General features: G+C 70.1%; 9 protein-coding genes and 1 pseudogene. All 10 read right to left on the bottom strand.

Annotated elements, in window-relative coordinates; genetic code table 11:
• Window positions 1-2: 2 nt before the first annotated feature.
• Window positions 3-1,964 (bottom strand): ATPase, T2SS/T4P/T4SS family, encoded by a 1,962-nt coding sequence (locus tag QQK25_RS05640; protein WP_284187053.1) that lies wholly within the window; start codon window positions 1,962-1,964, stop codon window positions 3-5.
• A gap of 73 nt (window positions 1,965-2,037) precedes the next feature.
• A complete protein-coding gene (locus QQK25_RS05635) occupies window positions 2,038-3,531 on the bottom strand; it encodes an HD-GYP domain-containing protein (protein WP_284187052.1) in 1,494 nt (497 codons plus the stop codon).
• Entirely contained in the window at window positions 3,524-3,904 is a 381-nt protein-coding gene (locus QQK25_RS05630; RefSeq protein ID WP_284187051.1) for a response regulator, read from the bottom strand. Before QQK25_RS05630 ends, QQK25_RS05635 begins: the two co-directional genes overlap by 8 nt.
• Window positions 3,901-5,730, bottom strand: a complete 1,830-nt coding sequence (locus QQK25_RS05625; RefSeq protein ID WP_284187050.1) for a sensor histidine kinase — start codon at window positions 5,728-5,730, stop codon at window positions 3,901-3,903. Before QQK25_RS05625 ends, QQK25_RS05630 begins: the two co-directional genes overlap by 4 nt.
• 96 nt (window positions 5,731-5,826) lie before the next feature.
• Window positions 5,827-6,006 (bottom strand): LiaI-LiaF-like domain-containing protein, encoded by a 180-nt coding sequence (locus tag QQK25_RS05620; RefSeq protein ID WP_284187049.1) that lies wholly within the window; start codon window positions 6,004-6,006, stop codon window positions 5,827-5,829.
• 42 nt (window positions 6,007-6,048) lie between these two features.
• Complete coding sequence (locus QQK25_RS05615) at window positions 6,049-7,440, bottom strand: sensor histidine kinase (protein ID WP_284187048.1); 1,392 nt, start codon at window positions 7,438-7,440, stop codon at window positions 6,049-6,051.
• On the bottom strand, window positions 7,421-8,107 hold the full coding sequence (locus QQK25_RS05610) for a response regulator (protein WP_153163164.1): 687 nt from the start codon (window positions 8,105-8,107) through the stop codon (window positions 7,421-7,423). Before QQK25_RS05610 ends, QQK25_RS05615 begins: the two co-directional genes overlap by 20 nt.
• 42 nt (window positions 8,108-8,149) lie before the next feature.
• Complete coding sequence (locus QQK25_RS05605) at window positions 8,150-11,254, bottom strand: efflux RND transporter permease subunit (RefSeq protein WP_284187047.1); 3,105 nt, start codon at window positions 11,252-11,254, stop codon at window positions 8,150-8,152.
• A gap of 12 nt (window positions 11,255-11,266) precedes the next feature.
• Window positions 11,267-12,418, bottom strand: a complete 1,152-nt coding sequence (locus QQK25_RS05600; RefSeq protein WP_284187046.1) for an efflux RND transporter periplasmic adaptor subunit — start codon at window positions 12,416-12,418, stop codon at window positions 11,267-11,269.
• Window positions 12,415-12,615: pseudogene (locus tag QQK25_RS05595) on the bottom strand (TolC family protein); the annotation flags it as partial. The pseudogene QQK25_RS05595 and the gene QQK25_RS05600, both read right to left, overlap by 4 nt.

Here is a 12,615-nt window from a genome sequence, read left to right as displayed (position 1 = left end):
GTTTACTCCAGCAGCACCACGCGGGAGATCTCCTCCAGCGTGGTGTGGCCGGCCAGCACCCGGTCGAGCCCGTCGTCGAAGAGGCCCGGCGTGGGGCCGCGCCGCACGTGATCGCTGAGGGCTTCGTAGCCGGCGTCGGCGACGATCAGGCTCTGCAGCGGGCGGTCGATCTCGATGAGCTCGTGGATCGCCAGCCGGCCCTTGTAGCCGCTGTCGTAGCAGTTGCGGCAGCCGCGGCCGCGGGCCAGCATCACCTGGCCGCGGGCTTCCCAGCCAAAGCGTTCGACGAGCTCCGGCGGGGCGATGTAGGTGCTGCGGCATTCGGGGCAGATGCGCCGCACGAGGCGCTGGGCCATCACGCCGATCAGCGCCGACGACAGCAGGTAGGGCTCGACGCCCATGTCCACCAGCCGCGCCACGGCGCCCACGGCGTCGTTGGTGTGGAGCGTGGACAGCACGAGGTGGCCCGTGAGGGCGGCCTGCACGGCGATCTCGGCGGTCTGGCGGTCGCGGATCTCGCCCACCATGATGATGTCCGGGTCCTGGCGCAGCACGTGGCGCAGGATGCGCGGGAAGGTGAGGCCCACCGCTTCGTTCACCTGGTTCTGGTTGATGATGTCGAGCTGGTATTCCACCGGGTCTTCGATGGTGACGATGTTCTTCTCGATGCTGCGCAGGTGGTCGATGGCGCCGTAGAGGGTGGTCGTCTTGCCGCTGCCGGTGGGGCCGGTGACGAGGAGCAGGCCGTGGCTGCGCGCCAGCAGGCGGCGGAAGCGCGTGAGGTTGCCATCGGCCAGGCCCAGGCGGTGCAGGTCGAGCACCGTGGTGCCCTTGTCGAGCACCCGCAGCACCACCTTCTCGCCGTAGATGCCGGGCAGCGACGAGAAGCGCAGGTCCACGGTGCGGCCCTTGGTGGACACCTGGATGCGCCCGTCCTGGGGCAGGCGGCGTTCGGCGATGTCCAGGTTGGCCATCACCTTGAGGCGCGAGACGAGGGCCGGGAAGAGGTCGGCGCGGGGGTTCATCACCTCGTACAGCACGCCGTCGATGCGGAAGCGCACCCGCGCCTTGGTGCGGAAGAGCTCCAGGTGGATGTCGCTGGCGTTGTCGTGGATGGCCCGCTGGATGATCGAGTTGACCAGGTTGATCACCGGGCTGCCGGCGGCGAGCTCGTCGATGGTGGTGGTGTCGCCCGCCTGGCTGGTGTTCTCGATGACCTCCAGGTCCATCGTGTTGCCGTCGATCAGGTCGGGATCGTAGGCGGAGCCGGAGTAGGCCTCGAACAGGCATTTCTGGATCGCGTCGGCGCCGGCCAGCACCCAGCGCAGGCGGCAGCCGCTGGCGCGCTCGATCTCGTCGGCCACGGGCATGGACTGCGGGTCGGTGGTGGCGAGGGTGAGCTCGTTGCCGATCCGGAACATGGGCAGCACACCCAGCCGGCGGGCCATGTCCTGGGGCAGGGCTTCGGCGATGGCCGGGTCGAAGAGGCCCGGCCGCATGGCCAGGTAGGGCACGCCGAGCTGGGCCGAGAGGGCCTGGAGCAGCTCGTGCTCGGGCACCCAGCCCTTCTCGATGAGGATGCGGCCGATGCGCAGGCCGAGCTGGCGCTGCAGGCGCGCGGCTTCGGCGATCTGCTCGGGCTTGGCGAGGCCGCGTTCGGTGAGGATGTCGCCGAGGCGCTGGCCGCTGGGGGCGAGGGGCGGCGGCAGGGGGCGGGATTCGGGGCCGCCGCTGTCGAAGATCTCGATGCGCCGGTTGAGCCCGGTGGCCACCAGGATGTCGTGGATCAGCGGGTTAGGGGCGGTGAGGCGCAGCCAGCCGCCAAGTCCGGCGAGCTTGGCGCTGCCGACGAGGAGCTGGGCGAGGGCCTGGCTGGAGAGCAGCGAGACCTTGCCCAGGTCGAGGACGATGCGCAGTTCGTATTCGGCGGCGCAGGTGTCGATGGCGCTGCCGAGGGCGCCCACGGCGTCGGTGTCGTGCAGCGCGCCTTCGGGAGCGAGGTAGGTGAGGGTGCCCGCACGGGTGCGGACGACGTTGTCAGTGATCGTCGCACTCCCGCCGGATGCCCATCTTCAGCAGCATGGCCGGCTCGTCGTCGCACAGGCGCAGGAAGATGTCGAGGAGCTCCGGGTCGAGCTGGGTGCCGCTGACCCGGCGCATCTCCCTTTCTGCCGCCTCGTGGGTGCTGCCGGCCCGGTAGGCGCGCGAGCTGGTGATGCTGTCGTAGGTGTCGGCCACGGCGATGATCCGCGCCAGCAGCGGGATGTCGGAGCCGCGCAGGCCGTGGGGATAGCCGGTGCCGTCGAATTTTTCCTGGTGGTGGCGGGCGCCGGCGAGAGCGCCCTTGAGGCGGTCCACGTGGCGCAGGATTTCGTAGGAGCGCTCCGGGTGCACCTTGATGAAGGTGTATTCGTCGTTGGTGAGCCGGCCGGGTTTGCACAGCACGGCGTCGGGGATGCCGATCTTGCCCACGTCGTGGAGGAGCGAGCCCCAGTGGAGGTTCTCCATCTCCTCGGTGCGCAGGCGCAGGGCCTGGCCCAGGCGCATCGACAGCAGGTGCACCCGCTCGGAGTGGCCGCGGGTGTACGGGTCCTTGGCCTCGACGGCCTCGATCAGCGCGGCGGCCATCTGCTCGGTGAAGCGGCGCATCTCGGCGAACATCTCGCCCATGTGCATCACGTTGGAGATCTGGTGCGCCATCACCTCGCCGAGGCGGCGGTCGCTGTTGGTGAAGTCGGGCTTCTCCTGGTGGTTGAGGAGGGTGAGCATGGCCGGCATCTCGAGGCCCTGGAACACCGGGCAGGCCAGCACCTTGTAGGGCATGTCGGTGAAGATGTAGGGCCGGCGGGAGTCCTTCATGTCATTGAGGACGACCGTGGCGCGGCTTGAAGAGACGAAGCGGAACAGGTCGCCGCGCATCTCCACCAGCACCAGATCCAGGTTGTGGATCGGCTTGCTGAGGTTGGTGGCGGAGACGGTGAGGTTCTCGGCCGGGCGGACGAAGCAGGCCACGTCGGCGTTGAGCTGTTCGGCGCAGCTCTTCAGCAGGTCCTGCAGGACTTCGGCGCCCAGATCCTGCTTGGTGAGGTGGCGGTCGATGTCGTAGAAAAGGTGGAGCTCTTCGTAGCGTTCGGCGAGTTCGGCGGCCAGCACGTCCATCTCGGCGCCCAGGCTGTTGCGGTCGGCGAGGGTGGCGGCCACGTCGGCCATGGTCTCGGCGACGGTGTCGAGGTCGATGCCGAAGGGGGCGGCGTCGTCCCGGGGCACGGCGATCAGCCAGCCGGGGCCGTCGGGCAGCAGGGCGGGGCTGGCGTAGGTGACGCCGAGGCCGGTCTTGAGGCGGCGCATGCCGTCGCCGCCCGGAGGCGCTGCGTTGCAGGCGGCGAGGGCTTCGCCAAGGGGGGCCGGGTCGCCGTCGGCCCACAGCAGATCGCCCGCTGCTGTGCCGATGGCGGCGCTGAAGGCTTCGCCCACGCCGCGCTTGAGCCAGCGGCCGTAGCGGGCCAGGTCGGCAGCGCGGGTGTCAGTCATCGGTGCGCTCCCGGGCGACCAGCTGGCCGAGCAGGGTGGCGATGCGCCGGGGGCTCACCGGTTTTTCGAGGAATTCGATGCCGCCCAGCTCCTGGGCCCAGCTGCGCTGGTCGCGGGCGGTCATGGAGGTCATCACCAGCACCGGAAAGGCGGGGCGGGTGTCGTCGGCGTGGAGGCGGCGGCACAACTCCTCGCCGCCCATGCCGGGCATCTGGATGTCGGTGATGAGGGCGTCCGGCGGGTTGCTGGCGATGGCGGCGAGGGCTTCGTGGCCGTCGTGGGCCAGGTCGATCTGCCAGCCTTCCTTGGCCAGGCTGACCCGCAGCACGCGGGCCACGTGGGGTTCGTCGTCGACGACGAGGAGACGTTTCATGCGGCCCTCAGCAATACATGGGGTTTGCGGAAGCTCAGGGTGACGCGGGTGCCCTGGCCGGGTTGGCTGGTGACCTCGATCTGGCCCTGGTGCAGCTCGACGATCTGCCGCGCGAGGTACAGGCCCAGCCCGTGGCCGCCGCGGGCGACGGCTTCGCGGTCGGCGGAACGGTAGAACTTGTCGAAGATGCGCGGCAGATCGGCGGCGGGAATGCCGATCCCGCTGTCCTGCACGGTGATCACGATGCGCTCGTCGGTCTCTTCGGCCGACAGGATGATTTCGCCGCCAGTCCGGTTGTACTTGGCGGCGTTGGTGAGCAGGTTGTTCAGGGCGATGCGCAGCAGATCCTTGTCCAGCTCGACCGGCGGCAGCTCGGGCGGCACGCTCACCTGCAGGCGCAGGTCGCGGCTGGCGCCGGTGTGCTGGAGCTGCTCCATGCAGTCGGCGAGCAGTTCGGCCAGGCGCACCCGCTGGCGGTCGATGACGATGCTGCCGGCCTCGATGCGCGAGATGTTGAGCAGGTTGTTGATGAGCGCGGCGGCGCGCCGGGATTCGTCGCAGACGGTGTTGATGGCCTCGACGCGGGTGTCGGCGGCGAGATTCGGGTCGTCCCGGAGCAGCTCGCCGTAAAGGGTGATGTTGGCCAGCGGCGTCTTCAGTTCGTGGGCCACGTGGGCGATGAACTCGTCCCGGGCCTGGGCGGCGAGCATCTGGTCGGTGGTTTCGCGCAGGACGATCAGCGAGCCGAGGCGGCGGGTGGCGTCGCGGGGGGCGAACAGGGGCAGGGCCCACACGCTGACCCGGCGGCTTTCGTTGCCGTCGGGGTGGAAGTCGGCGGTCTGGCTGGTGGAGGCGCCGCCCAGCAGCGGGCTGAGCGCCCGCAGGACGCCGCCCTCCACTGGCCATTCGGTGGGCTGCTTGCCGACGAGGGCGGCGGGATCGACCGACAGCAGCGGGCCGACCTTGGTGTTGGCGAACACCGTGAGGCTGCCTTCGTCCAGCACCAGCACGCCTTCGGGCAGGGTCTCGAGGGCGCTCTCGACCTTCTCGCGCTTGTAGCCCAGCAGCTTGATGGCGGTCTCGGCGTCGCCGCGGCCGGCTTCGAGTTCGCGGATGCGCTTTTCGGTGGCGTCGAGGAAGCGCCCGAAGCGGGTCACCAGATCCCGGGCGGTGGCGTCGCCCGCGAGATCGGCCGGCGCGCTGGCGGCGAGCTGTTCGACCCGCTGGCTGACCTCCTGGAGTGGCCGCAGCTGGCTGCGCAGCATGAAGAAGAACAGCGGCACGAGGAGCAGGATGGGCAGCGCCAGCCCGGCCAGGAAGGGCAGTTGGCGGGCGTCGAAGCCGAGGGTCGGGGCGCGGAAGGCGACCCGCACGAAACCTTCGAGGCGCCCGTCATGGAGGAGCGGGCCGTGGAATTCGATCAGTTCGAGCCCGGCGGCGCCGCTATCGACCGGGCGGTGGCCGAACCATTCGGCCGGCTTGTCGGCGGCCAGCGGCAGTACGCTCGGGGTGAGGCCTGGGGCGGTGACTTCGGACAGGGGCTGGCCCTGGGGGTCGGTGACGAGGCCGTAGGCCAGATCGGCGTTGCCGTGGGCGCGGAGCACCGCAGCGAGGGGATTGGGGCGGCCGGGGGACGGCACCAGGCCATCCTTGGGAATCGCGGCCAGCGCCTTGACGAGGCGCGAGCCCTGGTCGACCAGCTCGGTGGCGCGCTGCTCCGTCTGGTTGCGCACCGCCAGGAAGGCGACGAGCAGGGCAGCGGCGAGGCCGGCGACGAGGACGAAGAGTCCGGCGCGATCGGCGGAACTGGAGCGGGCGGGAATCACGGGGCGCGTTATCTGAGCGGGTTATTCCCGGATAACGGTCTCACGCCAGCGTACTTTAGCGGGCCGGGCGGATTCCTCCCCTGCCTGCTGGGCGGGTCAGTCGGGTTTGCGCCCCTCGCCCGGGGTGAGGAACAGCCCGATGCCGAGGGCGATCAGCACCAGCGGCCACCAGGTGCGGGCCAGGCGGACGATGTCGAGCTCGAACAGGTCGAGGTTGATCCCCAGGGCGACGACGCCGATGAGGATGAGGGAGATGGCTGCGAAGTGGCCGCGCATGGGAAATTCCGTGGAAATACCGGGGATGCCGATCTTAGCGCGTTATGCGGGTTCTTCGTCGGGGGTGTCGATCAAGGCCGGCAGGCTTACCCGCAACAGCACGCCACGCCCGTCGGCGGTGTCGAGGATGTCCACTTCGCCGCCGGCGCCGCGGGCGATCTCGCGGACGATGGCGAGGCCCAGGCCGCTGCCCGGGTGGCTGGCGGCGGGAAGGCGGAAGAAGCGCTCGAAGACCTGCTGGCGGGCGGCGGCGGGGATGCCGGGGCCGGTGTCTTCGACTTCGATCAGGCTGTGGCTGCCTTCGGTGCGGCAGCGGATGGTCACCTCGCCCGGCGCCGGGGTGTAGTTGAGGGCGTTGGCGACCAGGTTGGCGATCATCTCGCCCAGCAGCAGGCGGTCGCCGTTGACGCGGGCGGCCTGCAGCTCGAAGCCCAGGTCGAGGCTGCGGGCTTCGGCGAGGCGGATCCATTCGGGGCTGCGGTCGCGGATCAGTTCGGGCAGGTCGACGGTGGCGGCGAGGTTGGTGTGGCGGCCGCCGGGCTCGGCGGAGAGCAGCACCAGCATCTGGTTGATGAGGTGGCCGAGGCGTTCGATGGCGCCCACGCAGTGGCGGGTGCGGGCGTCGCGCTCGGTGGCGTCGGGTTCGCGCTGGAGGAGCTCGAGCTGGGTGCGGATGCCGGCCAGCGGCGTGCGCAGCTGGTGGGCGGCGTTGGCCACGAAGCGCTGCTGGGCTTCGGCGGCTTCTTCCAGGCGGTCGAGCACCTGGTTGAATTCGGTGACCAGGGGGCGGATCTCGATGGGCGCGGCGCCCTCGTCTAGGGGCTGGAGGGCCCGGTGTTCCATGCCGTGCAGCGCGCGGCGGATGCCCTCGACCGGCAGCAGGGCGTGATGCACGCCGAACCAGATGGTGATGCCGGTGGCCACCGCGAAGAACATCAGCGGCAGCAGCAGGGCGACGGCGAGGTCGAGCTTGAGCTGGTCGCGCTTGCGGGTGGTTTCGGCGGTGACGAAGATGAAGGGTTCTTCGGCGATGGTGCGGTGGATGGCGGTGACGCGCACCCGATGGCCGCGGAAGTGGGAGTCGAAGCTGGTCCGCTCGCCCCGCACCTCGTCATCGGGGCCGGCTTCGTGGGGCAGGCCGGCGTCGCCGGCGATGAAGCGGTCGTTGGGGCCGAGGATGAGGTAGTAGATGTCGTCCACCCGGTCGGTGCGCAGCACCTGCTCGGCGGCGGGCGGAAAGACGAAGCGGGGTTCGCCGTCCACTACCTCGAGGTGCGGCACCAGCGCCAGGCTGGCGTCGGCGAGTGCCTGGTCGAGGGCCTCCATGGCCGGCTGGTGGACCAGGTGGTAGGCCAGCGGCAGGAAGGTGATGATGGCCAGGGCTGCCGGCAGCAGCAGCCACAGCAGCAGGGATTTACGCAGGCTTCGCGTCATGGGGCAGGTCTTCGAGCATGTAGCCCAGGCCGCGCACGGTGCGGATGCGGATGCCGGCGGGCTCGAGCTTGGCCCGCAGGCGCGAGACGTACACCTCGACGGCGTTCTCGCTCATGTCCTTGTCCCAGCTGCATACGGCCGCCACGATACGCTCCTTGCTGAGGACGCGCTCCAGGTTGTCGAGGAGGAACTGGAGGATCGCCCATTCGCGCTGGGGCAGCTCCAGGGGCTGGCCGGAGAGCCACGCCCGGTGGGCTTCTTCGTCGAGCACAAGGGGGCCGAACTCGCGGCGCTGGCCGCTCTGGCCACGGCTGCGGCGCACGAGGGCATTGACCCGGGCGAGGAGTTCGACAGCCGCGAAGGGCTTGGTGAGGTAGTCGTCGGCGCCCAGGTTGAGGCCGCGCACCCGCTCGTTCAGGGCGTCGCGGGCGGTGAGCATGAGCACGTGGATCGGGTTGTGGCGGGCCCGCAGGCGCGACAGCAGCTCCAGCCCGTCCATGCCGGGCAGGCCGATGTCGAGCACCATCAGGTCGAACTTCTCGGCCGCGACGGCGGCCTCGGCCAGCTCGGCGCTGCCCACGAAGTCGGCAGTGAAGCCGGCCCCGCGCAGCAGCTGGGCCACGCCGTCGGCAAGCAGGGGGTCGTCTTCGACGATGAGGATGCGCATGGGCGGTTGGGCCTGGGCGGTTGGGTTGAGGGGGACGCTAGCTTAAACGTCTTCCTTCTTCACCCGCTCCCTGGCGCCGCCGTAGGACAGCAGCACCGGCAGCAGGAGCAGGGTGAAGATGGTCGCGCTGACGATGCCGCCGACGATCACGACGGCAAAGGGGCGCTGGGTTTCGGAGCCGATGCCGTGGGACAGGGCGGCGGGCAGCAGGCCCAGGCCGGCCATCAGGGCGGTCATCACGATGGGGCGCAGGCGCAGCATGGCGCCGTCGAGGATGGCCTCGGAGCGCGTCGCGCCACGCCGGGCGATCTCGATGACCTGCTCGACCATGATCACGCCGTTCTGCACCGAGATGCCGGCCACCGCGATGAAGCCCACCGCCGCCGACACCGACAGGTGCAGCCCGGCCAGCCCCAGCCCGGCGAAGCCGCCGATCAGGGTGAAGGGCACCATCGACAGTACCAGCAGGGCCGGGCGGATGTCGCGGAAGGCCCAGAACAGCAGCGAGAAGATCAGCCCGAGGGTGATCGGCACGATCAGCTTGAGGCGGGCCATGGCGCGCTGCTGGTTCTCGAACTGGCCGCCCCAGGTGATGGTGTAACCGGCCGGCAGGCTGACTTCGGCGGCGACCTTCTTCTGGGCTTCGGCGACGAAGCTGCCCTGGTCGCGGCCGCGCAGGTTGGCCTTGACGATCACGTTGCGGCTGCCGGCTTCGCGCTGGATGCGCGAGGCGCCCTGGCGCAGCTCCACGTCGGCCAGGTCGCCCAGCGGGATGCTGCCATGCCCGTCGGGCAGGGCCACGGGCAGGTTGGCGATGTCGTCCACCTGGTCGCGGAACTGGGGCCCGAAACGCAGGGTGACGTCGTAGCGGCGCTCGCCCTCGTAGAAGGCGTTGACCGCGCTGCCGCCGAGGGCGGTCTGGATCATCGCGTTCACGTCGGTGACGTTGATGTCGTAGCGGGCCAGGGCTTCGCGGCGCAGGCGGATGTCCACCTCGCTCTGGCCGCCCACCGGCAGGGCGGCCACGTCGGCCGAGCCTTCGATGCGGTTGAGTACCCCGGCGATCTGGCGGCCCTTGGCTTCGAGCACCTCGAGGTTGGGCCCGAAAACCTTCACCGCGATCTCGCCCTTGGCGCCGGAGAGGGATTCCTCGACGCTGTCCTGGATCACCTGGGAGAAGTTGGTGGGCAGGCCGGGGATGGCTTCCAGACGGCCCGACATGCTGTCCACCAGCGCGTCCTTGGTGGCGAAGCGCCATTCGCTGCGGGGCTTGAGATCCACCAGGATCTCGATGTTGTTGGGGCCCTTGGGGTCGGTGCCGTCGTCGGGGCGGCCCACGTGGGTGATGACCGCCTTCACCTCGGGGTAGGTGGACAGCACCGCACGCACCTTGCGCTCCACCTCCTTGGTGTTGGTGAGGCCGGACGACTGGGGCAGGCTGATGGTGAGCCAGATGTTGCCTTCGTCGAGCTTGGGCAGGAACTCGGAGCCCAGCAGCGGGGCGATGCCCATGGCGGCAGCCAGGCACAGCAGCGAACCGGCGATCACCGCCCGGCGGCGGGCCTGGAGCTTCACCAGCAGATCCCGGTAGCGCGCCTGCAGGCGGTGCAGCCAGGGGCTTTCCTTCTCGGCCATGTCCTCCTTGTTGAGGGCGTAGGAGAGCAGCGTGGGCACCAGGGTGAGGGTCAGGATCAGGCCGCCGAGCAGGGCGAAGGAGAGGGTCAGCGCCACCGGGGTGAAGATCCGTCCTTCCATGCGCTGGAAGGTGAAGATCGGCAGGAAGGCGACGATGATGATCGCCTTCGAGAACATGATCGGCGAACCCAGCTCGACGCAGGTCTGCTTGAGGGCGTGGATGCGCCGGCCCACCGGCGAGATGATCCCGTGGTGTTCGGAGTTGGCGTCCACCGCCAGGCGCACCATCAGCGCCTCGACCATCACCACCGCGCTGTCGATGATGACGCCGAAGTCCACCGCGCCCAGGGAGATCAGGTTGGCCGACACGCCCATGGCGTGCATCAGGATGAAGGCGAACAGCAGCGACAGGGGAATCACCGCGGCGACGATGATCGCTGCCCGCAGGTTGCGCAGGAAGGCCAGCAGGATGGCGGTGACGAGCACGGCGCCGACCAGCAGGTTCTCGGCCACGGTGGCCACGGTGTGGCCGATGAGTTCGGTGCGCTGGTAGATCGGGCGCAGCTGGTAGCCTTCGGGCAGGCGGGCGTTGACCTCGTCCACCTTGAGCTTGAGGGCTTCGACGATCTTGGCGGCGTTGCCACCCTTGGTCATCTGGACGATACCCTCGATCACGTCGTCCCGGTCGTTGAAGGCCACGATCCCCGAGCGGGGGCGGAAACCCGCCACCACTTCGGCCACGTCGCTGATGCGCACCGGCTTGCCTTCCCGGGCCACCACCACCACGTCGCGCACGTCGTCGAGGCTCTGGAACAGGCCGAGGGTGCGCACCACCAGGGCTTCGTCGCCGCGGGGGAGCAGGCCGCCGCTGCCGTTGGCGCTGGCGGCGTTGAGGGCCTGGGTGACATCGCCCAGGCTCAACGCGTACTTGCGCAGGAGCTCGGGGTCGATGCGCACCTGCACCTCGCGGATCGCGCCGCCGAAGCTCACCACGTCGGCGATGCCCGGCACCATGCGCAGGGCCGGGCGTACCGTCCAGTCCTGGATCGCGCGGATCTCCTCGCGGTCGGCGGTGGGCGGGGCGTCGAGCACGTAGCGGTAGATCTCGCCGACGGCGGTGGTCAGCGGCGCCAGCACCGGCTGGGAGCCGGGCGGCAGCGAGACGTTCTGCAGGCGTTCGAGCACCTGCTGGCGGGCGAAGTAGTCGGCGGTCTTTTCGTTGAAGGTGAGGGTGACCACCGACAGGCCGGTGATCGACACCGAGCGCAGCTGGGTCATGCCCGGCACGCCGCTCATCTCGCGCTCGATGGGGAGCGAGATGGTGCGCTCGACCTCTTCGGGGGCGATCCCGATGGCCTGGGTGACGACCTGGACCTGCACGTCCTGCACGTCCGGGAAGGCTTCGATGGAGATCTGGTTGACGGCGTACAGGCCGTAGCCGAGCAGCACCGCGGCGGCGATGAGGATGAAGGCCCGCTGGCGCAGGGCGAGGGTGATGAGGGTGTCGAACATGGCGGCGGCCCGTCAGCGGGAACTGCTGGCCAGTTCGGCGTTGAGGAGCAGGGCCCCGACGCTGACCACCTTGTCGCCGCCCTTCACGCCGCTCCACACGTAGGCGAAGCTGCGGGTCTGCACTGCCAGGGTGACTTCGCGCTTTTCAAACACGCCGGCTTCGCGCTCGACGAAGACGTAGTTCTTCACCCCTTCGACCAGCAGCGCGCCGGTGGGGATCTTGGGCAGCTCTTCCTTGGCGTCGGCGAGGATGCCGACCTTGGCGTACATCTCGGGCTTGAGCAGGCCCTCCCGGTTGTCCACGGCAACGCGGGCCTGGATGCGGCGGGTCTGGGGGTCGAGGGTCGGGGCCACATGCACCACCTTGCCGGTGAAGCTGCGGTGGGGATAGGCGGAGACTTCCACCTGGGCCGATTTGCCGACGGTGACGATGGGCAGGTCGCGCTCGGGCACATCCACCAGCACCGACAGGCGGCTCATGTCGGTGACGACGAAGAGCGGCTCGGGGGTGTCGGGGCGCACTTCCATCGCCGGGTTGATCTTGCGGGTGGCCACCACGCCGCTGATCGGTGCACGCAGCTGGTAGCGCTGGCCGCCGGCTGCGCTGGTGCCGCCGGGGTTGAGGTTGGCGAGGCGCAGCCGGGCGCGCTCCACTTCGGCCTGGGACTGCTGGGCCTCGGCCTGGGCGGCTTCCAGGTCGCGGCGGGCGATGACCTCGGCCTGGAACAGGCTGCGGGCCCGGTCGAGGGCGGATTTCTTCTGCTGGGCGTCGGCCTGGGCCTTGGCCAGATCGGCGGCGGCGGTGCCGAGTTCAGGCGCGTCGAGCACGGCCAGCACGGTGCCGGCCTTCACCGTGTCGCCGATGTTGGCGTGGATCTCGACGACCCGGCCGGCGATCGGGGCGACCAGCCGGGCGGTGGCGTTCTCGTCGTAGCTGATGCGGGCGGCCAGGGGCTCGTCCATCGGCACCGGGGCGAGGGCGGCGCGTTCGGTCTTGATCTGGGCGAGCTGGGGCGCGGCGGTGGGGAAGCGCAGCACACCGGGTTCGGCGGAGGGGCGCTGGATGGCCGGCTCGTCGGGTTTGGCGGGGGCGCTCGGGCGCAGGTACCAGGCGCCGGCGGCGATGGCGGCCACGAGGCCGATGAGGATGGGCGTGCGTTTCATGGGGTGGCTCCGGCCAGACGCAGCATCAGGGCGGCGCGGGCGACATCGGCCCGGGCCTGGACGGCTTCGATGCGCGCGGCGCGCAGGTTGCGCTGGGTGTCGAGGTAATCGGTGAGGCTCATGCCGCCTTTCTGGATGGCGACGTCGGCGCCGCGGCCGGCCCGCTCGGCGGCGGGCAGCACCACGTCGCGCAGGCG

This window comes from Zoogloea oryzae, assembly GCF_030161255.1.
In the GTDB taxonomy this organism is placed as follows: domain Bacteria; phylum Pseudomonadota; class Gammaproteobacteria; order Burkholderiales; family Rhodocyclaceae; genus Zoogloea; species Zoogloea oryzae.
Note: the sequence above shows the minus strand (reverse complement) of the source record. Positions and strands in the feature narration are given on the sequence as shown.

Bases quoted from the DNA above. Each gene is read 5' to 3' on its own strand.
- QQK25_RS05615 (WP_284187048.1), bottom strand. From the start codon at position 7,440: ATGACGCGAAGCCTGCGTAAATCCCTGCTGCTGTGGCTGCTGCTGCCG.
- QQK25_RS05635 (WP_284187052.1), bottom strand. From the start codon at position 3,531: ATGACTGACACCCGCGCTGCCGACCTGGCCCGCTACGGCCGCTGGCTC.
- QQK25_RS05630 (WP_284187051.1), bottom strand. From the start codon at position 3,904: ATGAAACGTCTCCTCGTCGTCGACGACGAACCCCACGTGGCCCGCGTG.
- QQK25_RS05620 (WP_284187049.1), bottom strand. From the start codon at position 6,006: ATGCGCGGCCACTTCGCAGCCATCTCCCTCATCCTCATCGGCGTCGTC.
- QQK25_RS05610 (WP_153163164.1), bottom strand. From the start codon at position 8,107: ATGCGCATCCTCATCGTCGAAGACGACCCCCTGCTTGCCGACGGCGTG.
- QQK25_RS05605 (WP_284187047.1), bottom strand. From the start codon at position 11,254: ATGTTCGACACCCTCATCACCCTCGCCCTGCGCCAGCGGGCCTTCATC.
- QQK25_RS05600 (WP_284187046.1), bottom strand. From the start codon at position 12,418: ATGAAACGCACGCCCATCCTCATCGGCCTCGTGGCCGCCATCGCCGCC.